Source organism: Paenibacillus xylanilyticus (genome assembly GCF_009664365.1).
GTDB classification, from domain to species: Bacteria; Bacillota; Bacilli; order Paenibacillales; family Paenibacillaceae; genus Paenibacillus; species Paenibacillus xylanilyticus_A.
Genome location: NZ_CP044310.1, coordinates 1,770,995 through 1,797,559 on the forward strand (window position 1 = coordinate 1,770,995; position 26,565 = coordinate 1,797,559).

Consider the following 26,565-nt stretch of genomic DNA (forward strand, 5'->3'; position numbering starts at 1 on the left):
GGAAGGTCATAACGGGGACGGTGTAATCCATGGATGAGTTGAAAAAGCAGTTGGCAGCGTATCAGGCTGGTCAGATGTTGGAGGTTGGTACAGGCTCAGGAAAATACATTCCTACCCTACTTGAAATTTTCAGTGGTATCGAACGGATCACGTGCATTGATACCGATACGGATTCTTTACGGCAGGCAGAAGCCGCATATGCGTGCCATGAAAAGATCCAGTTTGTGCAGATGAACGCAGCAAAGATGGATTTTGCGGATCAAACGTTTGATACCGTCTGCATCTCAAATGCATTGCATCATCTGCCCCCGGGCGTAAATGTCATTGAAGAAATGAAACGAGTAGTGAAGAGGGACGGTTTATTTCTCATCAATGAATTGGTCAGAGATGATCCCAATGAAGCCCAGCTATCGCACATCCTGTACCATCATTTTGGTGCAGATGTAGATCAGCGGTTGGGAATATATCATCGTCACACCTATACTCGCCAAGAGGTTATGGATATCATCTCTGCCAGTGGTATTATCATCCGCTCAATCTATGAGTTCAATGAGCCAAAAGAAGATGTCATGGCAGAACGGGACATTCGGTTGGTCTCGGAGGCCTGCAAGCAGCATATGGAACGGGCTGAGGCGTTTGAAGATTATGAAACATTTGCCCAGCGTGGCCTTTCCATAATAGAGCGTCTAAACACTGTCGGGATTCAGCGTCCAAAGCAGATCGTGATTTTGGGAAGTTTAGGAGAATAAATGAAAGGATAATGAGAGGGCTGGAGATGAGAAAGCTAACCGTTATGCTTGGATTATTACTGTTCTTGGTCGCATGTCAGAATAAAACGAGTATGAAAGACACACAGAACCCGGCGAAACCTTCGCTAGAAGTTACGACAGAAGAAGCAGAACAAAATGAAGAAGTAGCGTCACCAACTGAGCCCCAAGACATCCCGCCAGTGTACATTGATGAAGCGAATTATACAGGTGATGAACTGGAGATCGTTAAACTTATGAACGCCCGCCTGCGTTATATATGGGAAGAGGATGAGAAGGGGTACATGAGCCTCATAGATTCGCAGTCGCCCGTATCGGGCATGACCAGAACCAAAGTTAGCAAGATTGTCTCCATGAGCGACATTATCATTCGTGAACAAAGGAAGCTTTACGAGGGAGTAGTGACGGTAACGGAATTAGATGAGAACGATGATGAATCCAGCCTCACCATGGTTTTTTGGAAAAAGAAAGAAGAGGGGGATTCGGAACAGTGGATTATTGCAGATATTGATTGAGGATAGGTCACGATACCGAAAGTCTATTAAATTTGAAACGAAATTAAGGTGATGTAATTATGGCGAGACAATTAATTCTGGTTGAAGGGTTACCTGGTTCGGGGAAGTCTACCATTGCCAAAATGGTATCCGACATCCTGATTCAGCGAGGGCTGCGAGTAAAGCTTTTCCAGGAAGGGGATCTGAATCACCCTGCTGATTATGAAGGTGTAGCCTTTTTCACTGCAGATGAGTTTGTAGATTTATTGGATTCTCATCAAGCATGCAGAGATATATTGGAGAGCAGAGCGTTGGCGTATCGTAATGGTTATCTGATTCCTTATCGCCAAATAAAAGAGGAACTGGGAGAGGCGTTTCCTGACCATACGGTGCAGGAGATTTTCAGCCGGGATATTTACGAATTACCTTTTGAACAAAATAAAGATCTGATCACTTCTAAATGGCGAAGCTTCTCCAAAAGCGTGTTAGCGGATAATGATGATACTGTCATTATCTTTGAATGCTGTTTTATCCAGAACCCATTAACGATGGGCCTTGTGAAATGCAATCAATCCCGAGCAGATAATGTCAACTATGTGCTAGAGCTGGAGCGCGTCGTTCAAGCACTGAATCCGCTATTAATCTATATTGATCAGAAGGATATTGCGTATACCTTTGATAAATCAGTCAAGGAAAGACCCAAGGAATGGTCCGACGGATTTATTCAGTATTACACGAACCAGGGGTGGGGAGCTTCAAGAGGATATCATGGGGTTTCAGGCACCGTGAAGGTGCTTCAGGCAAGAAAGGAGCTCGAAACCGAGATTTATCAGATACTGAAGATGGATAATTCCTGGCTGGATAACTCAGAGTATAACCTGTCTGTTTGTCAGAACGAACTGGAGAACATTCTGAATGAGGCATTTAAAGGTGGGGGAGGAGAATGACGCAGGCAATGAAAAAGACGTTATTCGAGCTTGTCCACGAAGTTGAGAATGAAGCTCTGTATATGGGCAAGATTTACGAGTAGCGAGTTTAGAGATTAATCAATACATAACGGAGGTTTACTTGTGCAATGACAAATCCCAACAACAATAACATCTCATATGAGAGGAATAACAATAAGTTCAACTTCCGCGTGGCAGGCATTGTGATGGATGCAGGACGAGTTCTGCTGCATAAGGCGGAGCAGGACGATTTCTGGAATCTGCCCGGGGGACGGGTCGAAATGAGTGAGGCGACTGAAGCGGCTATCGTGCGAGAAATGATGGAGGAACTGGGCATCCATGTTGAAGTGCAGAGGCTTGCATTTGTTAATGAAGATTTTTTCGATTACGACGGCCAGAAGTTTCACGAGATTGGATTCTATTATGTCATCGCTTTACCGGAAGCTCATAAGCTGTATAGCGAAATCGAATTCAAAGGGCTGGAGGATAACGGAAAGTTAACGTTCCGTTGGTTTCCCTTGGATGAGCTTGAGCACCTGAAGGTCTACCCGGTATTTTTGAAAAAGGAACTGCATAATCTGCATGATGCGAAGAGCATCCAACATTTCATTCAGAGATAGAGGGATATATGGACATTACATTTATTCGTCATGGTCATGGTGAACATTTGATAGATTACCCGAACCGGTTAAATGAGCTTCACCCTGGTCTCACCGAACGGGGAAAGAGTCAGGTGACAACGCTGTGTAAACAATTGAGGGTTGATCCTCATGACATTATCTTGGTGAGTCCAACGAGACGTACCATTGAAACAGCACTTCTTCTAAGCGCAGGAGAACATCTTACGATATGTCCGCTTGTTGGTCCAAGAATGTTTCCTCAGAATCCGAAGTTCGTTCCCTTCATCTGTGATCAGATCTATTCCAAGGAGGAGCTTGATACTCAGTTCCCCGGGCTAAGCGTACTGAATTTTGGATTGGAGTATTGGGAGGAAGGTATTAACCGGATGGATGAACATCAATTTGACGTACTTGCTAGTGGGCTTCTCCAATGGTGCAGGGAACAGGATGGCAACATTTATATCATTTCACATGATGGCACGATAACCAACTACAGGATTTTGCTTGGAGAAAAAGGATTATCAAGAAGAGATTTTCTTGGCGAGGCGGGAATTTACACCATTAAGAACTTTTAACGGTAAACAAATTCATAAGACAACCAATTGAAGGAGGAATCCCAGATGAGGTTATCCGATTATGAGTATTTAGTTTTGGCGCTGGAAGAAGCAGATCAGGCGTGTATTGAAGGGACTTATCCGATCGGCGCAGTAATCGTGGATGAGGATGGGGATGTCGTGAGTAAAGGGAGGAACCGAGTATTCTCCGAATGCGATCCTACCGCACATGCTGAGGTGGACGCCATTCGCCGAGCGGGGAAGGATTTGCTGGATTTAGACCGGAAGAGATTCACGAAAAACAACCTAACTCTGTACACGACTTGTGAACCTTGTCCCATGTGTTCTTGCACCATATTAATGTCGGGAATCAAAAGAATTGTATGGGCAGCGGACGATGAAGAGTATGGCGGTCTTCGCCGTTTCAAGGAGGGTCCTCATTTCATCCATATGTTTGACACCATTTCCTGTGTTGCAGCGCCATATCTTGACCTGGAAAATAGACAGAGGGCGATGCTCGCCAAATGGAATATTAGTAGAGGATTACTTAATACAGAGTGGGAGACGGCTAAGCAATGAAATCGATTCCAGTCTCGATTCTGCTTGCTAGTGTCATCTTAGGCATTTCATTTATAATTGACTGCTTCTTCCTATCGAATCAAGAGAACGTAAACGAGCCAAATCAAGTAGCACAGAAGGAAGTTGCTAAGGATAAGGCGTTAATGACGATTCAGGAAACAGCGGAATATCTAAGTATGACTGAAGAACAGGTGATGAGCATTATTCATGCCGAACAAAGAAGTTTTACGGCATCGGGTTCCTTTAACGGAGCAATGTTCCCCTTTATCAAGGTTCAAGAAGAATTCTTTATAAGCAGGAACGAATTGCTGCTGTGGGCCCAGGATGCTTCTGTCTACCATAGAAGGTACGTTAACGGGCAGTTGCAATAGGTGTGTTGGTATTGCAAATGTAGTCATGAGAAAGATAGAGTGACATGGAATTGATAGGAAGCAAAGCTAAGCCTAAGATCAGTTGCAGAACGGGATATCTATTTTATATGCAAAGGAGGAAGAGTATGGCCAAGTTGGTTTTATTAAGTGATCTACCCTTTCAAACCAATGAACAATTGAATCAAAGGATATTGGAGTTATTCGGTCGCGACAAGCCGTCGATCGGTTATATTCCTTCTTGTTCCGACCCGGAGCGGGAATACTTTGAGCATATCGTTCGTTACTATAATCAACTGGGTATCGAGAACATTCATTATTATGATCTGGACCTGGAATATGATCCAAGCACGTTTGAGCAGATTTTGGAAGCTGATGCGATTCATTTATCCGGCGGAAATACATTTTATTTTCTACATTTATTACAGAGAAGAAACGTACTGGATTTATTGCGTTCCTATGTGCAGAAAGGCGGTATGTTGATCGGAGTCAGCGCAGGCAGTATTCTGACTACACCAACCATTGAAATAGCCGGATATGGCAAGGATGCAGACGAGAATCACGTGGGTCTTCAGGACAAACGTGCGCTTGGACTCGTTGATTTCGAGTTTGCACCCCATTGGGACGGAGAGGAAGACAGTCTCGATTCGCTCCAAAGTTATGCAGATACAAACGGTGCGGAAGTCTATGCATGCCAAGACGGGGACGGAATCGTAATTGATGGAAAAGTCATAGAGCTATATGGGGATGTGCGTCTCATTGAACCTAGGAGAAGGAGGATTTAACATGGGTGAGGTTAAGGTCTACCATTATGATGCATTTTCAGCAGTTCCAGGCAAAGGCAATCCGGCAGGAGTCGTCTTTGATGCTGATGAACTAAGTGAGATGGTCATGCAGCAGATTGCGCATCAGGTTGGTTTTAATGAAACGGTGTTTGTGCTTAACTCGAAGACAGCCGATGTGAGATTGCGTTATTTTACGCCTGGCCATGAAATTAATCTGTGCGGTCATGCCACGATGGCATCGCTGTATGGTTTGAAGACACGTGGACTGTTGGGGAATCAGGAGTCAATCGCGATCGAGACCAATGTAGGCATATTACCTATACGGTTTGAGCAGGTTGGTGACACGATCAACATGGAGATGAAGCAGGATCAACCTCAGTTTGTGCCGTTCAGAGGTGATATCGGTCAGCTGGCGAGCAGTATAAATCTAACCTCGGATGATCTGGATCCATCCATGCCTATCGTGTATGGAAGCACAGGAACCTGGACGTTGTTGATCCCCATTCGTAAACTGGGGTCCTTTTCCATGATGAAACCAGATTCTGCTAAGTTTCCTGAGGTTTTAGTTGAAAACCCCAAGGCTTCCCTGCATCCTTTTAGCTTCGAAACGCGTGATACCGAGGCGATGATGCATGCCAGACACTTTTCTTCCCCTTACTCAGGTACCACGGAAGATCCTGTAACAGGAACGGCCTCCGGGGTGATGGGTGCCTACTATTTAACCTATGTGAACCGTGAAGCGGAGCAGGTCAAGTTCGTCGTGGAGCAGGGACATGAGATCGGAAGAGATGGAAAAGTTGAAGTGAGCGTGACCCGGCAAGGACAGGGCATGGATGTGAGAATTAAAGGGACGGCTGTTTTTGTGCGTGAGATGAACATTGAATTGGATATTTAAGAGCGCACCTGAAAGGATGTTTTTTCCTTGGATGAACGAATTGTTTTGCAAGACGTTACTCATATTTTAAAAGAAGAATTATCGGATTCGCTCGTGGGAATTTATTTGCACGGTTCCATGGCCATGGGGTGCTTCCATCCGAACCAGAGCGATATTGATATCTTGGTGGTCTGCCGGGACAAACAATCTGCTGATCTATATCGAAGAATTGCACAGAAGCTCATACATATTGAAGACGAGATGCGCATGACGAAAGGGTTTGAGCTAAGTATTGTACTGGAATCCACAATCGCGAACCTGGCATATCCAACTCCGTTCGAATTCCATTACTCCGCATATCACCGGGAAAAGTATCGAACGGATGAGCACTATCTCTGCGGAGGGTTCGATGATCCGGATCTTGTCGCACACATCGCGGTCATCTATGACAGGGGAATTGTCTTGCATGGGATACCTATTAAGGAACTCTTCCATCCTGTGAAACGTGAGTATATGCTTGCATCCATTGCGTCAGACGTGGCTTCAGCTTCGCAAGAAATCGTGGATAATCCTGTCTATTATGTATTGAACTTGTCGCGTGTTTTGCTATATGTGAGAGATTCAGTGATCTATTCCAAGCGAGAAGCTGGAGAGTGGGCATTGGAGGGGCTTCCTATGAAGTACAAGAACGTTATCTCGCAATGTCTTGCAAACTATAATGGGGAGCTGGAGAACCTGAATCTCAGTGAGTCTCTGCTGCTGGAATATGCGGAGTTTATGTTGAGAGAGATCCACAACTATAAGAAATAAATGATTCCATAATTCTACGAATTGTAATACTGATTTGGACATTTCTAGTATAAACAGTTTTTTAAAAGGAGAGACATCATGACAATCATGACAGAAGATTTGGAATTAATCCAGGAAGCCAAGAACATCATCAAGCGTTTATACTGCGAGGGCAAACATCACATTGGTGCCGCAGTGCGAACGCAATCTGGAAAGATATATACCGCGGTACATTTGGAAGCCTACATTGGTCGTGTCTCGGTGTGTGCGGAAGCCATTGCGATTGGCAAAGCTATTTCGGAAGGGGAACACGAATTTGCGACCATTGTTGCTGTACGGCATCCGGAGATCAATCCGGATGATCCCACGGAAAATGCTGATCCACAATTGGACGTGGTTTCACCATGCGGTATCTGCCGAGAATTGATCAGTGATTATGGGCAGGGCACGCAAGTCATTTTGCAGGGAGAAGAAGGATACACCAAAACAACAATTGGGCAGCTTCTGCCACAGAAATATTCAAGATCATAAGGAAAGAAAGAAGGTGCAAAAATGTTTGAGATTATGGATATCCGGCAAAAGCCAGACATGCTGCAGGCAGCTGTTCAATACTTTTGGAAGCAGTGGGGGACTAGAGTATGGCTTGTCTCTGGATTTTAGATATAAAGTTTACTGGTATGATCTTATGAAATAGAGTTGGTTTCGCATCTAAAGGAGGATATATCATGAGTGAATCTTTACAGGATCAGATTCAATTTCTAATTGAGATTGATAAACTGAAAACAATTGAACGGAGAACAAGAATTATCCATGGCGATAGACGTGAAAATGATGCGGAGCATTCATGGCATCTAGCCATGATGGCATTGGTTTTACAGAGTCACGCGAATAAGGAGGTGGACATCCTGAAAGTCATTAAGATGCTTCTTATTCATGATCTGGTTGAAATTGATGCTGGAGACACATTTGCTTACGATACAACGGGGTACACGGATAAATTCGATCGTGAGATCAAGGCGGCTCATCGGTTGTTCGGCATGCTGCCCAAGGAACAGGCTGAAGAAATGCATAATCTCTGGTTAGAGTTTGAGTCAAAGGAAACGAATGAGGCACAATTTGCCTCGGCTCTGGATCGGTTACAGCCTCTAATTCACAATTATCAGAATGAAGGAGATACGTGGTTAAAATACAACGTTACAAGTGATCAAGTCATCAATAGAAATCGTGAAATGGCAGACGCTTCGGATACATTGTGGACGTACGTGCAGCAGTTAATTCAAAACTCCATAGATCAGGGAATTCTGAATAAATCGTAGTAACGCGGATGAACTGGTCATATTCATTGAGGAAGAAGAGGGAGCACTCATGGGCTACATTATGGAACTTCGAAAACTGGTTGGCTCGCGGCCGCTGATTATGGCAGGTTCTTGTGTATTGGTGTTCAACGAAGAAGGCCATCTGTTGCTGCAAAGACGTACAGACAGTCTTGACTGGGGAACGCTCGGTGGTTCGCTTGAACCTGGTGAGTCGCTGGAAGAGGCGGCAGCACGGGAATTGTATGAGGAAGCGGGTTTAAGGGCAGAGACGTACAAGCTCATTACCGTTTTCTCGGGTCAAGATATGTATTATAAGTATCCCCATGGAGACGAAGTATACAATGTGACGGCTGTTTATGAAGCTAAAGGAATCAAGGGTAATCCAGTTGTTATGGACGATGAAGGGTTAGAGCTCCGATACTTTGATCTGGCCCAACCGGTCCCAGAGATTAATCCCGTCACAGAGTATGTACTAAAGAAGGCAGGCTATATCAAATCCAACTGAAAAAAGGGGCGTTCCATTTGACACAAGACTTTTATTGTGAGGAAGTTCTCAGCGGCAAGGCGAAAGTGAAAATTGTTATGGAGACGGATAATGTACTGGCTTATCATCATACCCGTCCTTACTATGAACATCATATCGTGGTTATTCCGAAGATCCACATTCAATCCTTCATCTCAGAAGAAGAAACGAATGACGACGAGCTGATGCTTGAAATCATGCAGGTCATTAAAAAGATCGCTGCCGGTATGGTGGAGCGTACGGGCGCTTCCAAAATTGTGACGAACCTTGGTAGTTACCAGGATTCGAAGCATCTGCATTGGCATGTCATCAGTGGTGAACGAGTGACTTAGGTCGTAAGAAGATCACTTGTAATTATCTATATGTGTGAGTAACAGGCGAAGTATGGTGTGGTCATGAAACCTTCTACTGCAGTTTGTTGTGTGCCCTAATAAAATAAGTTGGCAGCCGGCTGACTAGTCGGTTGTTTGTTCTAATTAAGCTATCGAGCAATTATTCCAAAGCAAACGTTACAAATATATAATTCAATTCCGCAGATTTAGAAATTCGAGAAGACTCGAAAAAACACTTTACAAACAATCCTCAAACATGATATATTATTTTTCCGGCCGAAAAGGCATGGGAAACTCTCGAAAAAAATATTTCGAGAAAAAACTTTACAAGATATAATGAAATGTGATATATTCTAATTCCGGCCTTGAAACAGTCGGTAACGAAGTTTGATCTTTGAAAACTGAACAACGAGTGAGTAAATGATCTTGCTTGCAAGATCAACAAATGAGATTTTTAATCTCGTCAGATTCAAAATGAGCTAATCGCTCTTTTCAATACTTTAGATGATTTTCATAGCGTCTAACCGCGCTGCTGAAATTCATCTTTATTGGAGAGTTTGATCCTGGCTCAGGACGAACGCTGGCGGCATGCCTAATACATGCAAGTCGAGCGGACTTGAAGAGAAGCTTGCTTCTGTGATGGTTAGCGGCGGACGGGTGAGTAACACGTAGGCAACCTGCCCTCAAGCTTGGGACAACTACCGGAAACGGTAGCTAATACCGAATACTTGCTTTCTTCGCCTGAAGGAAGCTGGAAAGACGGAGCAATCTGTCACTTGAGGATGGGCCTGCGGCGCATTAGCTAGTTGGTGAGGTAACGGCTCACCAAGGCGACGATGCGTAGCCGACCTGAGAGGGTGATCGGCCACACTGGGACTGAGACACGGCCCAGACTCCTACGGGAGGCAGCAGTAGGGAATCTTCCGCAATGGGCGAAAGCCTGACGGAGCAATGCCGCGTGAGTGATGAAGGTTTTCGGATCGTAAAGCTCTGTTGCCAGGGAAGAACGTCCTTGAGAGTAACTGCTCAAGGAGTGACGGTACCTGAGAAGAAAGCCCCGGCTAACTACGTGCCAGCAGCCGCGGTAATACGTAGGGGGCAAGCGTTGTCCGGAATTATTGGGCGTAAAGCGCGCGCAGGCGGTCATTTAAGTCTGGTGTTTAATCCCGGGGCTCAACCCCGGATCGCACTGGAAACTGGATGACTTGAGTGCAGAAGAGGAGAGTGGAATTCCACGTGTAGCGGTGAAATGCGTAGAGATGTGGAGGAACACCAGTGGCGAAGGCGACTCTCTGGGCTGTAACTGACGCTGAGGCGCGAAAGCGTGGGGAGCAAACAGGATTAGATACCCTGGTAGTCCACGCCGTAAACGATGAATGCTAGGTGTTAGGGGTTTCGATACCCTTGGTGCCGAAGTTAACACATTAAGCATTCCGCCTGGGGAGTACGGTCGCAAGACTGAAACTCAAAGGAATTGACGGGGACCCGCACAAGCAGTGGAGTATGTGGTTTAATTCGAAGCAACGCGAAGAACCTTACCAGGTCTTGACATCTGAATGACCGGTGCAGAGATGTACCTTTCCTTCGGGACATTCAAGACAGGTGGTGCATGGTTGTCGTCAGCTCGTGTCGTGAGATGTTGGGTTAAGTCCCGCAACGAGCGCAACCCTTGATCTTAGTTGCCAGCACTTCGGGTGGGCACTCTAAGGTGACTGCCGGTGACAAACCGGAGGAAGGTGGGGATGACGTCAAATCATCATGCCCCTTATGACCTGGGCTACACACGTACTACAATGGCCGGTACAACGGGCTGTGAAGCCGCGAGGTGGAACGAATCCTAAAAAGCCGGTCTCAGTTCGGATTGCAGGCTGCAACTCGCCTGCATGAAGTCGGAATTGCTAGTAATCGCGGATCAGCATGCCGCGGTGAATACGTTCCCGGGTCTTGTACACACCGCCCGTCACACCACGAGAGTTTATAACACCCGAAGTCGGTGGGGTAACCGCAAGGAGCCAGCCGCCGAAGGTGGGATAGATGATTGGGGTGAAGTCGTAACAAGGTAGCCGTATCGGAAGGTGCGGCTGGATCACCTCCTTTCTATGGAGAATCGTTTCCCGTAGCGGAAACATTCAACAAGTCTTCAGGAAGTATGCTTCCGAAGCGAGTTTTACTCCGTAAAGCTTTTAACTCACTCGTTGCTCAGTTTTGAGAGCTCAAACTCTCAAACAGCTTGCTTTTGCATGGAGCTTGTTCTTTGAAAACTAGATATCGAAACGAAAATTGCGAATTAGAACATTCCTTTTAGCTGAACTTGTGTAAACAAGTTTCAAATATTAGTGATAACTGCATTGCTCATCATGAGCATTTGGTTAAGCTACTAAGAGCACACGGAGGATGCCTAGGCGCTAGGAGCCGATGAAGGACGTGGCGAACAACGATACTGCCTCGGGGAGCTGTAAGCAAGCTTTGATCCGGGGATGTCCGAATGGGGAAACCCAGCTGGGGTAATATCCAGTTACACCTAACTGAATACATAGGTTAGTGTGAGGCATACCAGGGGAACTGAAACATCTAAGTACCTTGAGGAAGAGAAAACAATAGTGATTCCGTCAGTAGCGGCGAGCGAACGCGGAACAGCCCAAACCAGAGAGCTTGCTCTCTGGGGTTGTGGGACGTCTCACATGGAGTTACAAAGGAGCCGGTTAAACGAAGAGGTCTGGAAAGGCCCGCCAAAGAAGGTAAAAGCCCTGTAATTGAAAGTCTGCTCTCTCCGAGACGGATCCCGAGTAGTGCGGGGCACGTGAAACCCCGTATGAATCCGGCAGGACCATCTGCCAAGGCTAAATACTTCCTAGCGACCGATAGTGAAGCAGTACCGTGAGGGAAAGGTGAAAAGCACCCCGGAAGGGGAGTGAAATAGAACCTGAAACCGTGTGCTTACAAGAAGTCAGAGCCCATTTTAGGGGTGATGGCGTGCCTTTTGTAGAATGAACCGGCGAGTTACGTTCCCGTGCAAGGTTAAGGTGAAGAGCCGGAGCCGCAGCGAAAGCGAGTCTGAATAGGGCGCTCGTAGTACGTGGACGTAGACCCGAAACCGGGTGATCTACCCCTGTCCAGGGTGAAGGTGCGGTAACACGCACTGGAGGCCCGAACCCACGCACGTTGAAAAGTGCGGGGATGAGGTGGGGGTAGCGGAGAAATTCCAATCGAACTCGGAGATAGCTGGTTCTCCCCGAAATAGCTTTAGGGCTAGCCTCGGAAAACAGAGTCGTGGAGGTAGAGCACTGATTGGGTGCGGGGCCCGCAAGGGTTACCAAGCTCAGTCAAACTCCGAATGCCATAGACTTACTTCCGGGAGTCAGACAGTGAGTGCTAAGATCCATTGTCAAAAGGGAAACAGCCCAGACCATCAGCTAAGGTCCCCAAGTGTGTGTTAAGTGGGAAAGGATGTGGAGTTGCACAGACAACCAGGATGTTGGCTTAGAAGCAGCCACCATTGAAAGAGTGCGTAATAGCTCACTGGTCGAGTGACTCTGCGCCGAAAATGTAACGGGGCTAAACACACCACCGAAGCTATGGCTTGATGCTTGCATCAGGGGTAGGGGAGCGTTGTATAAGGGTTGAAGGTGTACCGTAAGGAGCGCTGGACATTATACAAGTGAGAATGCCGGTATGAGTAACGAAAAGATCAGTGAGAATCTGATCCGCCGAAAGCCTAAGGGTTCCTGAGGAAGGCTCGTCCGCTCAGGGTAAGTCGGGACCTAAGGCGAGGCCGAAAGGCGTAGTCGAAGGACAACAGGTCGAAATTCCTGTACCACCGTAAATCGTTACGAGCGATGGGGGGACGCAGTAGGGTAGTGACGCAGACTGATGGATGTCTGTCCAAGCAGTAAGGCTGATGTGTAGGCAAATCCGCACATCTAAGGCTGAGCTGTGATGGGGAGTGAAAATTACAGTAGCGAAGGTCATGATCTCACACTGCCAAGAAAAGCCTCTAGCCAGATGAAGGTGCCCGTACCGCAAACCGACACAGGTAGGCGAGAAGAGAATTCTAAGGCGCGCGGAAGAACTCTCGTTAAGGAACTCGGCAAAATGACCCCGTAACTTCGGGAGAAGGGGTGCCCCGGTAGTGTGAATAGCACGAGGGGGCCGCAGTGAAAAGGCCCAAGCGACTGTTTAGCAAAAACACAGGTCTGTGCGAAGCCGTAAGGCGAAGTATACGGGCTGACGCCTGCCCGGTGCTGGAAGGTTAAGGGGAGCGGTTAGGGAGTAATCCCGAAGCTGTGAACCGAAGCCCCAGTAAACGGCGGCCGTAACTATAACGGTCCTAAGGTAGCGAAATTCCTTGTCAGGTAAATTCTGACCCGCACGAATGGCGTAACGACTTGGGCGCTGTCTCAACGAGAGATCCGGTGAAATTTTAATACCTGTGAAGATGCAGGTTACCCGCGACAAGACGGAAAGACCCCATGGAGCTTTACTGCAGCTTGATATTGAATTTGGGTACGATCTGTACAGGATAGGTGGGAGCCTTTGAAGCATGAGCGCCAGCTTGTGTGGAGGCACCGTTGGGATACCACCCTGATCGTATCTAGGTTCTAACCTGGTGCCCTTAGCGGGTACGGGGACAGTGTCAGGTGGGCAGTTTGACTGGGGCGGTCGCCTCCTAAAGAGTAACGGAGGCGCCCAAAGGTTCCCTCAGAATGGTTGGAAATCATTCGAAGAGTGCAAAGGCATAAGGGAGCTTGACTGCGAGACCTACAAGTCGAGCAGGGACGAAAGTCGGGCTTAGTGATCCGGTGGTACCGCATGGAAGGGCCATCGCTCAACGGATAAAAGCTACCCTGGGGATAACAGGCTTATCTCCCCCAAGAGTCCACATCGACGGGGAGGTTTGGCACCTCGATGTCGGCTCATCGCATCCTGGGGCTGAAGTAGGTCCCAAGGGTTGGGCTGTTCGCCCATTAAAGCGGTACGCGAGCTGGGTTCAGAACGTCGTGAGACAGTTCGGTCCCTATCTGTCGTGGGCGTAGGAAATTTGAGAGGAGCTGTCCTTAGTACGAGAGGACCGGGATGGACGTACCGCTGGTGTACCAGTTGTTCCGCCAGGAGCACCGCTGGGTAGCTATGTACGGACGGGATAAGCGCTGAAAGCATCTAAGCGTGAAGCCCCCCTCAAGATGAGATTTCCCAGTATGTAAGACCCCTTGAAGACGACGAGGTAGATAGGCTGGGGGTGGAAGTGCAGTAATGCATGGAGCTGACCAGTACTAATCGGTCGAGGGCTTATCCAAATTGCAGGTTCTAGTCGCACATTTCGTTTCGGATCTAGTTTTCAGAGAATAATCTCTGAAATGAAAATCGGTACAACACTCCAATGTGTGTATGATTTTCAGTTCCACAGACGCTGAACCATTCATCCACACCGATGTGTAGGACCGAATGGAACGCGAACGCATTTGTTACACAAATGCTCGTTTGGTGGCGATGGCGGAGGGGTTCCACACGTACCCATCCCGAACACGACCGTTAAGCCCTCTAGCGCCGATGGTACTTGGACCGAAGGGTCCTGGGAGAGTAGGACGCTGCCAAGCGAAACCCCACTGGGGTATTTTTTTTGGCTCATATGATCCAAAAGCCCAGTTGGTATATTTTACAGCTTCTTGTTTGTTGAGAGCTATTAAGGCCCGTTGGTCAAGGGGTTAAGACACCTCCCTTTCACGGAGGTAACAGGGGTTCGAATCCCCTACGGGTCATAACTTTACTTCTTAAAGCAACAAGGGAATGAGAATCCCAAAGGTTCGTCGGAGGATCATCATCGTTAGCAACTGCTGCGCAGTCTCGAGCGAAGTGAGAGTATCCCCTACGGGTCATAGATATGGAGGCTTAGCTCAGCTGGGAGAGCATCTGCCTTACAAGCAGAGGGTCGGGGGTTCGAGCCCCTCAGCCTCCACCATTATAGGGGCATAGTTTAAAGGTAGAACAACGGTCTCCAAAACCGTTGGTGTGGGTTCAATTCCTGCTGCCCCTGCCATTTTATTATGAGCCATTAGCTCAGTTGGTAGAGCACCTGACTTTTAATCAGGGTGTCGAAGGTTCGAGCCCTTCATGGCTCATTTTTTCTATCTCCGTGTCGGGCGATCATTCATCCGGCGTGTAACTTCTAAAATTATCAAAATGGACCATGGTTAGTTTAGCTGAGAGTAAACTACACTAACGATGGAGTCTGCTGAATATAAGAAACCCTTGAGGAAAACTCAAGGGTTTTTTCGTGTATTCTCAAACTCTATGGCATGTAACGATAAAGAAGAGTAAGACGAAGCCAAGTATACGAGACGATATTGAAGTCCCCAAATGTGAAGAGCATCGAGGCTTTGAAAAATATTAATGACTGCATAAATATTTACGGGCTGTCCGAAGAACTGCGATTATTGAACTACTGAAAACGTAATGTTAGTTTGCTATACGTTAGTCGGTTGTACGCGAGCATGTACTGGGGTAGTGTTACTCATTAATCCTCTTGAAAGTGATTTCAGGGAAAATATGCTAGAATAGGAATGATAATTAAAAAATAACGTGCCTGTAGCTTAGACATTTTTGCTTTGATCAGGTGGATTAGGAGGAAAAAGTATTGTTTTCAATAGTGTCATCCTTTGCAATTATATTTAACTTGGCGTTATACGGATTGGGTCTGTATGCTCTTATCCTGTTTATAAAACTCGCTCAACGTGGAATCCAAGCACTGGATATCTATCTAAGCGAGAAACGTGGGGGACGTTTCTAATTCTATCATGAATCAACCAACCACAAGATTATCATTTTTCTCTCAGTGTTTTATTTCTACTAGTTTAGTATGATTAATACATCAATGAAGTAAAGAGAGGGCAAATGACATGGTGGATACTTTCTTAGAACAAATCAACGAGTTGAACGAGCTTCAAAAAGACTTGGTCAGCATACATCCTTTATTTGCAGAGCATTATCCTGTGGTTGTTGCATTTGAAGCCCTATTATATATGTATGATTACTCGGTAGAGAAAGGGCAGTATGAATGGGTGAAAACTGTTCCGGATGATCTAAATATCCCTGACGAGTGTCTGGCAGCCATGCCAGTGCACCATATGAACGCACGAATGTGTGCAATTGTGACAGACTCCGCCTTCCAAAATTTTGAGCAGAAAGTGTTTCTGTTTCACGAGTATGTTCATTGTTATGTCCATGAGAAATATGGGGAGATCGGAAATCGTCTTCCCATTAAACATAGGATGGAGAAGATTAAACGTGTGACATGGGAGCTGGATTACGAATTCCCTTATGAGGATGAGAATGTGATCCAGCGGATCAATTCACTGTTGATTGCCTTAAAGAGCGGGGATGTAGTCGAGGTACAATCAGCAAGAAAAGCGTTATTCAGCTCTTTAACAGAGGAACAAGGAGAGTACTGGAACTGGCTGGAGTGGAACGAAGGCTATGCGCGATATATCGAGAATCGGATACGAGAAAAATTCGGGCTGGAATTGAATCATTGGGGGGACGCAGCCCCTTATAACCGTCTGGTTTTCTATGAGTGCGGATCGGAGTACATCAGTCTGTTGGTTCGTGAACAGCCGGCTCTTCATACAGATTTGGAACAGTTGTTTAATACAATTCTGTTAGAACGAGTTCAGGGATGAATTTGCTTTTCCTCGGCTAAATGCTGTTAAGTAATGTTTCTTATCGGTTCTATGAGCAGCAGACTCTTGTGTAAAGGAGAATATTCCATGCCATTGCCTATGGTTCACTTACATGTCGCTGTGCTATTTGCTGATGCCACTCCAGAACGTGTTGAACAAGGTTCATTCTATCTTGGGAATATCGCACCGGATTCCATTCACATGCGTGAGGGTACAACGAGGGAGGACAAGGAATACACTCACTTCAACCCTAAGGATGACGAGAAATATATCGCACGTTTACAAGAGCTATACTCCGTCTATATTCAACAACGTTCAGATGAAGGCTGGAAGTGGTTTGTACGCGGTTATTTCATGCATTGCATGACGGATTATTACTGGTTCCGGAGTGTGTATCCTAAATTTGTGGAACGAGTCACCAGCACGGATGAAACCAACGATGTGAAGCGAACCAAGGATGAACTTGGCCGTTTGTACTACCAGGAGACGGATCAGATTGATTTTAACCTCTATCACTATGCTAGTTGGAGTCGGGATGCATGGGATATGCTTAAAAATACTCTGAGTTATGATGTCGAGGGTCGTTTAACCGCAGAAGAGATTCTGCGCTGGAGGGATCGTACAATTTCATTTTTTAACGAGCAGGCCAATGAGCCCGGAATCGTGCCCACATACTTGACTGATGATTTGGTACAGGCGTTTGTGACCGATACGGTGCAGCGGTTGAGCTTGTTATTCCAATCTTGGGACCCTGAGCTGCAGCATCTGAATGTGGATATGGGAAGATAACGAGGGGGTGTTTGCGGATGAAAAAAGGAGCACTGCTCTTATGTTTGTTCGCTGTTATCCTTGCGAGCTGCACACATACCGATACTTCTGGTTCAGATGAAAATCTTCCCTCGCTCATCACTTTAACCTGTAACCCCGATTACACATTTGAAGCTTGCCAAGATATTCAGTTCGATGAGCATAGCGAAGTTCGGGTGATCATGAATGCGATAGAAAACGCGGAACTTTTACCCGGAAATCTGAATTATGCCGCGGAATACAAGATGAGTATAATAAATACGGATCATTCCGTGACCAAATATGATTTTTCAATAGGTACTGATCCTGAAATGAAGGCCCTGTTGGTAGACGGGATAGACACCACCACAGGATATAGCATATCGCTAGAGTATGCAAATCAACTAAGAGCATTAATTGAGAAGCATTCTGATTAATCAGACATCATGAAATGGAGAGACCGTTATATATGGATCAACTAACTATCACTCAACCCTTAAATTCAACAGATGTGGAAGGTGCCTACCTGGTGTTTGAACGTTCCATTACGCAGGCGTTTAATCAAGAGGGACTGGGTTCACTTCAAGATGATATTAAGGATGAAATTGAACATAAAAAGTCGCTGCTTCAATCAACATTACATCCGGACAAGTCTAGTGAGTCTATTGATGCCGGATCTTTTTTTCTGCTGGCTAAACGCGGAAATAACGTCGTTGGGACGATTTCATATGCGCCCTGCGGTGAGGAGATCCGAATTCTCAGTGAGAATCGACTGAATCATATCGGAGAATTGGGTAGCTTATACATACTGCCGGAAGTTCAAGGTCAGGGACTGGGCTCGATGCTCATTCGGGCGCTCGCAACTGAACTTCAGAAGCGAGGGGTTAAGCAATTTTGCCTGGATAGCGGTTACCGGACCGCGCAGAAGAAGTGGAAGCGAAAGTTTGGAGAGCCCTACACCGTGGCACACAACTACTGGGGCGAGGGAACGGACCATATGGTGTGGTTATGCAGTGTAGAGGATTTTGCAGCAAATTAGAAGCCCCAAAGAGATGACAGCCTGGATTGCACAGGGGTCATCTCTTTTAAGAAGTGAGACATTCAAAATAAGAGGAGTCTTTCTGTTGAGGTTTGTCTTCCATAGTGTATTCAATTCAATTTATGCAGATTAGGGGGAAGAACGTTTGATTCGAATTGTGTTCTTCGATGTAGACGGTACATTGTTGAGCGAAACAGACCGTGGTTTATCATCATCTACGTCGGATTCCATTCGCGAATTGATACATAAAGGCATACGGGTGGTGCTTGTCACAGGCAGGCCCTACAGTTTGTGTGAGGAGTTCATTGATTTGGGGATTGATACCATTATTTCAGCCAATGGGGCATTGATCAAAATCGGGGATGAGATTATACATAAGTCCGTGCTCTCTGGAGAGATGGTCCGGGAATTAAGTGAATTTGCCGAATTGAACAATCACAGCATTTCCTATTTTACAGAGTCGTTTGCAATGAATGGTGTATGTGCCAAGGATGTCCGCGTCATAGGAGCCTTGCAGGAAACCCTTGGCGTAACGCATTCTCCGCAGAAAATGGATTCTTTGGAGCAGGAAGTGGTTTGCATGTGCTTATATGCGGATGAGACAGAGGCAGAGAAATTTCAGGACAGATTTTCTTCATTGCGCTTTGTGAGATTTCATCCGTATGTGTTCAATGTGCTGGAAGAAAACGAAGTATCCAAATCTGCAGCTGCTGCGAGAGTCCTTGACTATCTCCATCTGACCAGAAAGGAAGCCATGGCCTTCGGTGATGGAGAGAATGATATTGATCTGCTAGAGTTTGTTGGCCTCGGGGTCGCAATGGGAAATGGGGGAGAACGTCTTAAACAAAGCGCAGATTACGTTACTCTAAAGGCGAGTGAGGACGGAGTCACCCATGCATTGAAGAAGTTTAAGCTGATATGAGCAACAAGGATTTAATGTAAAATATATCCTTAATATGGATTTTAATATAAAATGGTAGATAAAGAGGTGAGGGTGATCGAAGAATTGATTCTTTTGGTGTGTATCTTGGTCATGACAGTCACGTTACTTAGCATCGAAGTGAAAACCAAAAAAATAATGCAGGAGCAAGCCCGAATAAATCAGAAGCTGGAGCAATTTTTGGAGAAAGACTCCTAGCGAGGGACGATTTACGAAATTTAAGGCAAAGCTAAGGGGGGTGAAGTACAATGGACCAGATTAAAGCCATTATTTTTGACTTGGACAATACCATTTTGAACAGAACGCGAACTTTCGAGGGATTTACCCAAAGCCTGTTAAAGACATACTTCAGCCATCTGGAAACTACCGATAATATCAGTCAACGAATTATTGAACTTGATCAAGATGGTTATAAGGATAAACCGCTTCTATTCCATGAATTGCTGCAGGAGCTGCCTTGGTTCGTGTATCCGCCACATGATGAGCTTATGGAGTTCTATGGCAAGGAGTACGTAAGAAGCGCGGTGCTGATGGAAGAGGCGCGGGAAGTGGTGCAGCAGCTCCGAAGCAAATATCAAACCGGATTAATCACCAATGGCAAAACAGATATACAGTATGGCAAAATCGATCAGCTTGGAATTCGAGATGATTTTGACCTGATTATTGTTTCGGAAGAAGCTGGGGTGAAAAAGCCCGATCCGCAGATATTTCGACTAGCACTCGATCATTTCGGTCTGTCTCCCGAGCAGTGCATTTACATAGGAGATCATCCGACGAACGATGTTGAGGGAGCTGCCAATGTAGGCATGAACACCATCTGGATGAAAGTCAACCAGCCTTGGCAGGATAGCATCACGGCCCGTCCTCTGCATTCTATCACGCATCTGCGTGAATTGCTGCCCTTGCTATAAGAAAGGAATAGTTGAAAGAGTGAGGATGCTGGCTGCATCCCCACTTTTTCTAGCATTACCGACTTCAAATTCAAGCATTGTCTATCTAACAAGGTTCAGGCTGTTATGATTCGAGACTTCGAGCGTGTGCTGCGGTTCTCAATAGCTTCTTCGTAGTCCCTGATCAATCCGTCAAAAATATGCTCCCAGGATCGCTGGAGAGCCAGCTTCCTGCCTTCCAGACCCATTAACTGAAGCTGATCCAAGTGATCGCCCCAGAGACATATCTCACGAATCAGGGCCTCGGAATTGCCCGGCTCAAACAAAACACCACTGCGGTGATGCATCACCAGATCCTTCACCCCTCCCGCATTTGCAGCAAGAACAGGCAGTCCGGAAGCCATCGCTTCCAGCACCACATTTCCAAAAGTTTCTGTACAGGAAGGAAACACAAACCAATCCGAAGAAGCATACATAGCAGCAAGCTCTTCGCCATGCATATAACCGGTAAATGTCACATTCGGCGGGCATTGCGAACGCATTTTGGGAAGCAGGGGTCCGTCCCCAACAATGAGCCAATGTACACGGGATTGCATGTGTTCAGGCAGATGCTGCATGGCAGATGTGAGCGTAGCGATATCCTTTTCTGGGGCAATTCGTCCAACGTAGAGTAAAATAAGAGGGGCTGTTATATTGTAGCGAGTACGAATCGCATCTCTTCGTTTATCTGGTGCATATAGATCGCAGTCAATGCCGCGTGACCAGAGCTTGAGACGCTGAATACCTTGCGACTGGAGTGTGTTTAAAGTTTCCAAGGACGGTGCCAGGGTGGCATCGGCGGATCGATGAAACCATTTGATGTACTTCCAATAGAGAGGAATCATGCTTTTCAATCGGTAATATTCGAGGTAGCGATCGAAGTGGGTATGATAGGAGACCACATGAGGCCGTTGATGCTTGAGTGCATACTTGAGACCGAGAAGTCCCATATTGAAAGGTGTGGCGATGTGCAGCAGATCTGGCTCAAAAGCTTGCAGCTGTTGATGGATGGAGGTCCGGTTAGGTAAGGCGATCCGACATTCCGGATACAGAAAAAAGGGGATATTGGCGACCGCTCGTACCGAAGCGGAGTCGCTGCCATCAATGACAGACATCGGAGTAAACAGCAGATGTTCGATACCTCTGCGGTTCATGTGATTACTCAGGCGGTGCAGCGTACCGGCAACACCATTGGTTTCGGGAATGTAGGTGTCGGTAAACAAGGCCAGGCGCATCATTACCCCTCCCATGACTCTTGATGTGAAGATCATAACAATGGATCGTTTTCCGCAGGTCAAATGAAGGTTAACTTCAAGACACTCTATGTAAATTTGAAGATAGCCTGTCCAGGAGAAATGATGAATGTATTCAATTAAAATAGGTTATTCTGCTATGATATAAAAGTTCAAACGACCGAGAGGTTGTTTGGACCGCAAATGGGTCTAGTGTATATAGGAGGAAATGGATGAATACCTTACAGGAAGAATTACAACAATTATTGCCTTTGGATCAGCTTGAAGCCATGTCTGGGGAAGAAGTGGTGGGGAGTGTGGCCATGGATCTATACCGTGCGGAGTTTGCAACCATTCGTGAATGTGGGCCTGAACTTCCGCAGGTTCTGCGTGACGTTATCCTGATTATTGATCTGGATACCGAGCTGTCCATGAACGGCATGACTGGATTTTTGGAGAATGCAAGTGGAGGATTCCTGCAGGAAACGATAACCGCGATGCAGCGGATCGGGAACGAGGCTGATGCCGAGATCCTGAAGAGTATCCAGCACGAATTATCCGGGAGTGGCGTCACTTCCGAGCAACTGAGGCAGAATGTGAATGCATTGTCTGAGCACGATGTAGCCACGTCGCTGAAAACACATGGGCCGCACATTCATGAAGTCTTGCAGCGGGTAGAATTGCAAGCCGGAAGCTTGAGCATGCAGGAAGATAATGAAGAGGTATTCGATCTTCTGTATCAATATGTGGACAATAACAAAGACAGCTTAAGACAGGAAATCGAGCACATATTGAAGAATTAAATTCAGTTCACGGGGAGAGCTACCATAAAAGACAGGTGATGTAGTGGATCTTATTTTATCCACACTGATGGATAAACACACCGTGTATAAGGGGGCCAACGGATGAGGATCAATAAGCGTTTGTGCGTTGAATCATTGCTGGTTACACTGTTCATGATTTTGGGTTTGATCGGTTGGAAGGTAGTTCAAGGTATGTGGATGACAGCGACTTACGTACCTGATATGTCAGATAGCTATTCATCGGCTACTAACTTGCAAACCCAAGTTGCCTTTGGAGCTATCGTTCGATGGGATGCGAGCTTGATTCTTCTCTATGGGGTTGGTTCTATCCTGTTTGCCGCCGCTTATTATGGAATCCGGTCAGGCCTCATGAAGAGAAAGCAACGTTCTTAGAGTTTATGAGATCTTATTTTTTCTATACACCAAGGGCAGCCCGGCTCGTCAGGTCATGACGGCGAAGGCTGCCCATTTTGCTGTATCGATATTAGCAAGCCAGATGATTATTCAGTCGCTTCCTTCAGAATGCCAGCTGCTGCCTTCTGACCAGATAACACGGCGCCTTCCATCGTGGTAAACATGGGCTGTTTGGTATAATCACCAGCAAGATAGAGTCCACGGATTGGAGTCACCTGTTCGGGACGCTTGCGTTCATTGCCTGGGGCGATTCGATAAAAGTTTTCATTTCCTCGTACAATACGATACTCGGTTACGGATGAGACCCCTTCATGAAGTCCGATGGCAGCAAGGCCTTTCCGAGCCCGATGCCAGACTTCCTCATCTGGCAGATCAATCAGCTCATCCGGGTTAACCATAATGATGGAAGCTCTCCCAGGTCGTCCACGAAACGTAGTGCGGGATTGTTCTCCGAACGAACCAACATCAGTACCGGGTCCAAAGGTTGTCCGGTCTTCGGGCAGAAGAGGAAGTGCCGATTCGAATTGTACCGTAACATGCGGCATCGCTTCCAGGGTCAGGAAAGGTTGGAACCATTCATGCTCACTGAAATGCTCCTCAAGCAATTGCTGGGAACGACGGATATTGGCGGCCACGACGATTCGCTTCGCTTTAATTTGTTCACCATCTTTTAATTCCACACCTTCCAAACCATTCGCTCCAACTAACAATCGGGTTACAGGGGCGTTGGTTCGAATTTGCCCTCCTTTTTGCTCGATTGCTGCTGCAAGAGGAGTGCACATCACATCCGTCATGCCCCCGGTGAAGGCGCCAATCCGCATTTTATGAATTCGCGGGATGCCCGGAAGAAAGAGGCCGAAGAAGGCGTATGCCGAATATTGCTCAAGAGGCATGAAGAAAATGCCGGAAGATAACGGTTCAACGATGCGCTCCAGCGCCTGCTCGTTTACTCCATGCTGTTTTGCATAATCAAGCAGCGAGATCTCATCCAGTTCTTCAGGGCGGGAGACGCAGTCCTTGAACCCTGCAGTCAGAAACGGGACAAGGGAGGCCTTATCGCTAGGTGTAATAAAATCATTGTTGCCTAGTACGCCTGATAATGTTTTAAGAGGAGCATGGATAATGTCCAGTCCAAAATCACCGTACTCCTCAGCATCAGGATGGCGGACTTGCATGGTTGTTTCCCACGCCAGCATCTGATCCAAATCTATGCCTGCCCGTTCAAGTAATTTTGGCAATTCTTTATAATATCCAATGAATTTATGAAATCCCGATTCCACTTCCATCCCGCGCTCTTCCCAATTACCTGTGCGTCCACCAACATATGGGGCTGCTTCGAGGATCAGTACGGGCTTTCCGTGGTCCGCAAGTTCAAAGGCACAGCTTAAACCAGCCAGGCCTGCGCCAATGATAATCGTTGAATCTTCGTTCTTTTCCTGATTCTCACGTTGTGCACTCAAGTGAAACTCGCCTCCTCTGTTTTTTATTTAATATACCCATTATTTCCAGCAGGCAAGCTGATCAAGAAGATCCCGTAGGAGGCTATTAATTAATCAACAAATGAAAAAACAGCCCTCTGACCGCATGAAATGCAGCCTGAGAGCTGTTGATTTACGACAAGAATTGAATTTATAGATGCTTGGAAATGACTTCTTCAAGACCTTGGGCTACAGAGTGAGCTCCTCGCTCCAAATGTCTGTCGTAGAGATGCAAACGTACGAAGCTTTCATCCGTACCCATCGCTTCTGCAAAAATGCCGCCAAGACCACGTGCTCTTCGGTCGATCTGCAGCAGCAATTCCATGGAATCGCCCATCGGATAGAACAGCACTTCCAGTTCATCCAGGTATCCTCTGAACTTGTTTGTAGGCACAAACTCAAACTCCTGTACAAATGGCAGATTGCCGCCAAGTCTTGGAGCATAGTCATTGGTTACTTCCCGCAGCCGGAAACCAAGAATGTCGATGGCATCCAGCACGGTACGCATATTTTGAGTGGGCACAACGCGAAGTCTGTCCCTATCTGAAGGGTCAACGGCACTTGAGATATCCAGGCCGGTCTCTACCCAGACCTCTGCGCTATGGAGCGTGATTGGAAGGTTTTCTGGCAGGTCGAACGAGAACTGCTTCTCAAGCTTCGTCCCAGGTTGAAGTGTAAATCCTTCGGTCAGCAAATATTTGGCCACCACGGCTGTTTCCCTTACTTTGCGATCATCACGTTCTCTTATGTAATGCGTGTTGATGGTCAGATAGATCCGGTCCACATTTTGTTCCACATCTCCAGCTTGAATATATACGGTTCCCTTAAGGACTCCTCCTGGCTCGACCTCTGGTGTATCGAGTTCCGTGTTGACCTTTGCTGCTCCCACACCTACACTGGCTAACATTTTCTTGAAAAAAGACATCCGTTTAACCTCCAGATCATAATGGTTTATACATGGAAAATAATATGACTTCGACCTTAATACGGAATCGATGAGATAGTCGTTTCAAATTTGTTGTGAATGGCTGTTCAGAACGAGCAAAGCACTCGCTTAGTCCAAAAATAATATAGTGAAAAGACAGGAGAAACGAACTCCAGATGTCGAATATTGTTTAATTAGGAATTTCCTTCTGGAAGGAGCTGTAACGATGGGAATGGATTGGTACGATATGATCGCCCTGCGAAACGGAGGGTATAAGGCAAGGTCTACATATACCTGGGAAGGTCAATCGGCAGAGCACATTTTTGAAGAACGGTTGATCCGGTTGCTTTATGAGCATCAATCCGTGCTCGATGCGGGCTGTGGTGATGGGGATTTTACACTGAAAATGTCGGCATATACCCGTCATATTACCGGTTTTGATAATTCCAAGGAGCTGCTTCATATCGCTCAGGCTGCACTTGAAGCGGCAAGCGAAGTGAACAATGTTGAGTTTGTGTATGCCACAACGAAGACCGAAGTCCCTTTTGAAAATGAACAGTTTGATCTGATCTATGACCGCAGAGGGCCTACTTCCATCATTGAACATGGAAGAGTGCTGCGAAGTGGCGGCATGATCTTCGGCATACATACAGACGTAAGCAAGGTGAAGGAACGATTGCTGCGCAACCGATACGAGCAGATTGAGATTGAGGAGTTCAATGAGGCGTTCATGATTTTCCCGAATGAACAGGAATTTGCACTTTTTCTCTCCGATGTTCCAGGCAATCCAGATTACACACTGCCCGAGTATCGGGAACAATTACAGGTGAAAATCCAGGAGCATCACATGAACGGAAGAATTGCTGTGCGAGAGCACAAGTACATCTGGAAGGCGGTAAAAACCGCCATATGATAACAATTTATCAGTTTGAGGTGCAATGATATGAATCGAAACAAAACGAAGGAACTGCAGCTTGAAGACGATGTTAAAGTATTTTACGAGCAGATGGACAATAGAGAATGTAAATATAAAATGATAGCAGATGACGGGAGCTATTATTGTAGAACGGTTGCCTCTCGCGAAGGAGCATGGCAGAACAGCCATCTTCATCTGCATGTGACCGAGCATTATCTCGTTCAAGCTGGCTGGATTGCTTACGCATCATATAAAGAAGGCCAATCCATTTTACATCTTCGGATTGTTACAGAAGGACAACACATTGTTGTTCAACCGGGGGTTCATCACAATCTGTACATGTCTGCGGGCAGTGTAATACATACCATCAAATACGGGATCAACACCGCAAGTGACTGGACGGCATCTCCCGAATTGGATCGGTTGACACAGTCCTTATCGGAGTATGAAATCTTGCAAAAAAGCAGCTAAGCAGTCAGGGG

At 46.4% G+C, this 26,565-nt stretch carries 29 protein-coding genes, 4 tRNA genes and 3 rRNA genes; 33 read left to right on the plus strand and 3 right to left on the minus strand.

Annotated elements, in window-relative coordinates:
- Window positions 1-29 precede the first annotated feature (29 nt).
- From F4V51_RS08000 to F4V51_RS08140, 29 genes are all read left to right on the plus strand, one after another.
- Window positions 30-749: a class I SAM-dependent methyltransferase gene (locus F4V51_RS08000; RefSeq protein WP_153977579.1), complete on the plus strand. Its 720-nt coding sequence runs from the start codon at window positions 30-32 to the stop codon at window positions 747-749.
- A gap of 26 nt (window positions 750-775) precedes the next feature.
- Window positions 776-1,282: a hypothetical protein gene (locus F4V51_RS08005; RefSeq protein WP_153977580.1), complete on the plus strand. Its 507-nt coding sequence runs from the start codon at window positions 776-778 to the stop codon at window positions 1,280-1,282.
- Between the two features lie 59 nt (window positions 1,283-1,341).
- Window positions 1,342-2,208: a P-loop NTPase family protein gene (locus F4V51_RS08010; protein WP_153977581.1), complete on the plus strand. Its 867-nt coding sequence runs from the start codon at window positions 1,342-1,344 to the stop codon at window positions 2,206-2,208.
- 128 nt (window positions 2,209-2,336) lie between these two features.
- On the plus strand, window positions 2,337-2,828 hold the full coding sequence (locus F4V51_RS08015) for an NUDIX hydrolase (protein WP_153977582.1): 492 nt from the start codon (window positions 2,337-2,339) through the stop codon (window positions 2,826-2,828).
- An 8-nt stretch (window positions 2,829-2,836) separates the two neighbouring features.
- Entirely contained in the window at window positions 2,837-3,403 is a 567-nt protein-coding gene (locus F4V51_RS08020) for a histidine phosphatase family protein (protein ID WP_153977583.1), read from the plus strand.
- Window positions 3,404-3,448: 45 nt separating this feature from the next.
- Window positions 3,449-3,961 (plus strand): nucleoside deaminase, encoded by a 513-nt coding sequence (locus F4V51_RS08025; RefSeq protein WP_153977584.1) that lies wholly within the window; start codon window positions 3,449-3,451, stop codon window positions 3,959-3,961.
- Window positions 3,958-4,332: a hypothetical protein gene (locus F4V51_RS08030; RefSeq protein ID WP_153977585.1), complete on the plus strand. Its 375-nt coding sequence runs from the start codon at window positions 3,958-3,960 to the stop codon at window positions 4,330-4,332. Before F4V51_RS08025 ends, F4V51_RS08030 begins: the two co-directional genes overlap by 4 nt.
- Window positions 4,333-4,457: 125 nt before the next feature.
- Window positions 4,458-5,114, plus strand: coding sequence for a Type 1 glutamine amidotransferase-like domain-containing protein (locus F4V51_RS08035; RefSeq protein WP_153977586.1), 657 nt, complete (start codon window positions 4,458-4,460; stop codon window positions 5,112-5,114).
- A 1-nt stretch (window position 5,115) separates the two neighbouring features.
- Entirely contained in the window at window positions 5,116-6,009 is an 894-nt protein-coding gene (locus F4V51_RS08040; RefSeq protein WP_153977587.1) for a PhzF family phenazine biosynthesis isomerase, read from the plus strand.
- Between the two features lie 27 nt (window positions 6,010-6,036).
- Window positions 6,037-6,798: an aminoglycoside adenylyltransferase domain-containing protein gene (locus tag F4V51_RS08045; RefSeq protein WP_153977588.1), complete on the plus strand. Its 762-nt coding sequence runs from the start codon at window positions 6,037-6,039 to the stop codon at window positions 6,796-6,798.
- Between the two features lie 78 nt (window positions 6,799-6,876).
- Window positions 6,877-7,308, plus strand: coding sequence for a cytidine deaminase (locus F4V51_RS08050; RefSeq protein WP_153977589.1), 432 nt, complete (start codon window positions 6,877-6,879; stop codon window positions 7,306-7,308).
- 194 nt (window positions 7,309-7,502) lie between these two features.
- Window positions 7,503-8,093 (plus strand): HD domain-containing protein, encoded by a 591-nt coding sequence (locus F4V51_RS08060; protein ID WP_153977590.1) that lies wholly within the window; start codon window positions 7,503-7,505, stop codon window positions 8,091-8,093.
- A 49-nt stretch (window positions 8,094-8,142) separates the two neighbouring features.
- A complete protein-coding gene (locus F4V51_RS08065) occupies window positions 8,143-8,598 on the plus strand; it encodes an NUDIX hydrolase (RefSeq protein WP_153977591.1) in 456 nt (151 codons plus the stop codon).
- A 17-nt stretch (window positions 8,599-8,615) separates the two neighbouring features.
- Entirely contained in the window at window positions 8,616-8,948 is a 333-nt protein-coding gene (locus F4V51_RS08070) for an HIT family protein (RefSeq protein WP_153977592.1), read from the plus strand.
- Window positions 8,949-9,493: 545 nt separating this feature from the next.
- A 16S ribosomal RNA gene (locus F4V51_RS08075) occupies window positions 9,494-11,045 on the plus strand.
- Between the two features lie 270 nt (window positions 11,046-11,315).
- A 23S ribosomal RNA gene (locus F4V51_RS08080) occupies window positions 11,316-14,242 on the plus strand.
- A gap of 183 nt (window positions 14,243-14,425) precedes the next feature.
- Window positions 14,426-14,542: ribosomal RNA gene (gene rrf / locus F4V51_RS08085) — 5S ribosomal RNA — on the plus strand.
- Together the 16S, 23S and 5S rRNA genes with 4 tRNA genes alongside form the textbook arrangement of a ribosomal RNA operon.
- Window positions 14,543-14,632: 90 nt before the next feature.
- A tRNA-Glu gene (locus F4V51_RS08090) sits at window positions 14,633-14,704 on the plus strand.
- Between the two features lie 124 nt (window positions 14,705-14,828).
- Window positions 14,829-14,904 (plus strand) — tRNA-Val (locus F4V51_RS08095).
- A 4-nt stretch (window positions 14,905-14,908) separates the two neighbouring features.
- Window positions 14,909-14,982 (plus strand) — tRNA-Trp (locus tag F4V51_RS08100).
- Between the two features lie 9 nt (window positions 14,983-14,991).
- Window positions 14,992-15,064, plus strand: a tRNA-Lys gene (locus F4V51_RS08105).
- Between the two features lie 515 nt (window positions 15,065-15,579).
- Window positions 15,580-15,732 (plus strand): hypothetical protein, encoded by a 153-nt coding sequence (locus F4V51_RS28815; protein ID WP_167301692.1) that lies wholly within the window; start codon window positions 15,580-15,582, stop codon window positions 15,730-15,732.
- A 109-nt stretch (window positions 15,733-15,841) separates the two neighbouring features.
- Entirely contained in the window at window positions 15,842-16,621 is a 780-nt protein-coding gene (locus tag F4V51_RS08110) for a hypothetical protein (protein ID WP_153977593.1), read from the plus strand.
- 87 nt (window positions 16,622-16,708) lie between these two features.
- Window positions 16,709-17,410, plus strand: coding sequence for a hypothetical protein (locus tag F4V51_RS08115; protein ID WP_153977594.1), 702 nt, complete (start codon window positions 16,709-16,711; stop codon window positions 17,408-17,410).
- Window positions 17,411-17,427: 17 nt separating this feature from the next.
- Window positions 17,428-17,844 (plus strand): YhfM domain-containing protein, encoded by a 417-nt coding sequence (locus tag F4V51_RS08120; RefSeq protein WP_153977595.1) that lies wholly within the window; start codon window positions 17,428-17,430, stop codon window positions 17,842-17,844.
- 32 nt (window positions 17,845-17,876) lie between these two features.
- Window positions 17,877-18,446 carry a GNAT family N-acetyltransferase gene (locus F4V51_RS08125; protein ID WP_153977596.1) on the plus strand — a complete coding sequence of 190 codons (570 nt, stop codon included), beginning with the start codon at window positions 17,877-17,879 and terminating at the stop codon, window positions 18,444-18,446.
- A gap of 145 nt (window positions 18,447-18,591) precedes the next feature.
- On the plus strand, window positions 18,592-19,368 hold the full coding sequence (locus tag F4V51_RS08130) for a Cof-type HAD-IIB family hydrolase (protein WP_153977597.1): 777 nt from the start codon (window positions 18,592-18,594) through the stop codon (window positions 19,366-19,368).
- Between the two features lie 72 nt (window positions 19,369-19,440).
- On the plus strand, window positions 19,441-19,584 hold the full coding sequence (locus tag F4V51_RS08135; protein WP_153977598.1) for a hypothetical protein: 144 nt from the start codon (window positions 19,441-19,443) through the stop codon (window positions 19,582-19,584).
- A gap of 50 nt (window positions 19,585-19,634) precedes the next feature.
- Window positions 19,635-20,297, plus strand: coding sequence for an HAD family hydrolase (locus F4V51_RS08140; protein ID WP_153977599.1), 663 nt, complete (start codon window positions 19,635-19,637; stop codon window positions 20,295-20,297).
- A gap of 95 nt (window positions 20,298-20,392) precedes the next feature.
- Here F4V51_RS08140 and F4V51_RS08145 read toward each other — a convergent pair whose 3' ends face one another.
- On the minus strand, window positions 20,393-21,553 hold the full coding sequence (locus tag F4V51_RS08145; RefSeq protein WP_236146722.1) for a glycosyltransferase family 4 protein: 1,161 nt from the start codon (window positions 21,551-21,553) through the stop codon (window positions 20,393-20,395).
- A 227-nt stretch (window positions 21,554-21,780) separates the two neighbouring features.
- Here F4V51_RS08145 and F4V51_RS08150 point away from each other — a divergent pair, with 227 nt between their 5' ends.
- Both F4V51_RS08150 and F4V51_RS08155 read left to right on the plus strand, forming a co-directional pair.
- Window positions 21,781-22,350, plus strand: a complete 570-nt coding sequence (locus F4V51_RS08150; protein ID WP_153977600.1) for a DMP19 family protein — start codon at window positions 21,781-21,783, stop codon at window positions 22,348-22,350.
- Window positions 22,351-22,452: 102 nt separating this feature from the next.
- Window positions 22,453-22,743 carry a hypothetical protein gene (locus tag F4V51_RS08155; RefSeq protein ID WP_153977601.1) on the plus strand — a complete coding sequence of 97 codons (291 nt, stop codon included), beginning with the start codon at window positions 22,453-22,455 and terminating at the stop codon, window positions 22,741-22,743.
- Window positions 22,744-22,850: 107 nt separating this feature from the next.
- On the opposite strand, the gene F4V51_RS08160 is transcribed toward F4V51_RS08155, so the two are convergent.
- Together F4V51_RS08160 and F4V51_RS08165 are read right to left on the minus strand one after the other, a co-directional pair.
- Complete coding sequence (locus F4V51_RS08160; protein WP_236146723.1) at window positions 22,851-24,224, minus strand: hydroxysqualene dehydroxylase; 1,374 nt, start codon at window positions 24,222-24,224, stop codon at window positions 22,851-22,853.
- A 169-nt stretch (window positions 24,225-24,393) separates the two neighbouring features.
- On the minus strand, window positions 24,394-25,167 hold the full coding sequence (locus F4V51_RS08165; RefSeq protein ID WP_153977602.1) for a sporulation protein: 774 nt from the start codon (window positions 25,165-25,167) through the stop codon (window positions 24,394-24,396).
- 226 nt (window positions 25,168-25,393) lie between these two features.
- On the opposite strand from F4V51_RS08165, the gene F4V51_RS08170 reads away from it, so the two are divergent.
- Window positions 25,394-26,080, plus strand: coding sequence for a class I SAM-dependent methyltransferase (locus F4V51_RS08170; protein WP_153977603.1), 687 nt, complete (start codon window positions 25,394-25,396; stop codon window positions 26,078-26,080).
- A 30-nt stretch (window positions 26,081-26,110) separates the two neighbouring features.
- Window positions 26,111-26,554: a hypothetical protein gene (locus F4V51_RS08175; RefSeq protein ID WP_153977604.1), complete on the plus strand. Its 444-nt coding sequence runs from the start codon at window positions 26,111-26,113 to the stop codon at window positions 26,552-26,554.
- Window positions 26,555-26,565 lie beyond the last annotated feature (11 nt).

Bases quoted from the DNA above. Each gene is read 5' to 3' on its own strand.
- F4V51_RS08110 (WP_153977593.1), top strand. From the start codon at position 15,842: ATGGTGGATACTTTCTTAGAACAAATCAACGAGTTGAACGAGCTTCAA.
- F4V51_RS08025 (WP_153977584.1), top strand. From the start codon at position 3,449: ATGAGGTTATCCGATTATGAGTATTTAGTTTTGGCGCTGGAAGAAGCA.
- F4V51_RS08115 (WP_153977594.1), top strand. From the start codon at position 16,709: ATGCCATTGCCTATGGTTCACTTACATGTCGCTGTGCTATTTGCTGAT.
- F4V51_RS08155 (WP_153977601.1), top strand. From the start codon at position 22,453: ATGAGGATCAATAAGCGTTTGTGCGTTGAATCATTGCTGGTTACACTG.
- F4V51_RS08150 (WP_153977600.1), top strand. From the start codon at position 21,781: ATGAATACCTTACAGGAAGAATTACAACAATTATTGCCTTTGGATCAG.
- F4V51_RS08035 (WP_153977586.1), top strand. From the start codon at position 4,458: ATGGCCAAGTTGGTTTTATTAAGTGATCTACCCTTTCAAACCAATGAA.
- F4V51_RS08020 (WP_153977583.1), top strand. From the start codon at position 2,837: ATGGACATTACATTTATTCGTCATGGTCATGGTGAACATTTGATAGAT.
- F4V51_RS08170 (WP_153977603.1), top strand. From the start codon at position 25,394: ATGGGAATGGATTGGTACGATATGATCGCCCTGCGAAACGGAGGGTAT.
- F4V51_RS08015 (WP_153977582.1), top strand. From the start codon at position 2,337: ATGACAAATCCCAACAACAATAACATCTCATATGAGAGGAATAACAAT.
- F4V51_RS08010 (WP_153977581.1), top strand. From the start codon at position 1,342: ATGGCGAGACAATTAATTCTGGTTGAAGGGTTACCTGGTTCGGGGAAG.
- F4V51_RS08030 (WP_153977585.1), top strand. From the start codon at position 3,958: ATGAAATCGATTCCAGTCTCGATTCTGCTTGCTAGTGTCATCTTAGGC.
- F4V51_RS08120 (WP_153977595.1), top strand. From the start codon at position 17,428: ATGAAAAAAGGAGCACTGCTCTTATGTTTGTTCGCTGTTATCCTTGCG.
- F4V51_RS08040 (WP_153977587.1), top strand. From the start codon at position 5,116: ATGGGTGAGGTTAAGGTCTACCATTATGATGCATTTTCAGCAGTTCCA.
- F4V51_RS08065 (WP_153977591.1), top strand. From the start codon at position 8,143: ATGGGCTACATTATGGAACTTCGAAAACTGGTTGGCTCGCGGCCGCTG.
- F4V51_RS08145 (WP_236146722.1), bottom strand. From the start codon at position 21,553: ATGATGCGCCTGGCCTTGTTTACCGACACCTACATTCCCGAAACCAAT.
- F4V51_RS08050 (WP_153977589.1), top strand. From the start codon at position 6,877: ATGACAATCATGACAGAAGATTTGGAATTAATCCAGGAAGCCAAGAAC.
- F4V51_RS08125 (WP_153977596.1), top strand. From the start codon at position 17,877: ATGGATCAACTAACTATCACTCAACCCTTAAATTCAACAGATGTGGAA.
- F4V51_RS08165 (WP_153977602.1), bottom strand. From the start codon at position 25,167: ATGTCTTTTTTCAAGAAAATGTTAGCCAGTGTAGGTGTGGGAGCAGCA.
- F4V51_RS08060 (WP_153977590.1), top strand. From the start codon at position 7,503: ATGAGTGAATCTTTACAGGATCAGATTCAATTTCTAATTGAGATTGAT.
- F4V51_RS08005 (WP_153977580.1), top strand. From the start codon at position 776: ATGAGAAAGCTAACCGTTATGCTTGGATTATTACTGTTCTTGGTCGCA.
- F4V51_RS08140 (WP_153977599.1), top strand. From the start codon at position 19,635: ATGGACCAGATTAAAGCCATTATTTTTGACTTGGACAATACCATTTTG.
- F4V51_RS08000 (WP_153977579.1), top strand. From the start codon at position 30: ATGGATGAGTTGAAAAAGCAGTTGGCAGCGTATCAGGCTGGTCAGATG.
- F4V51_RS08175 (WP_153977604.1), top strand. From the start codon at position 26,111: ATGAATCGAAACAAAACGAAGGAACTGCAGCTTGAAGACGATGTTAAA.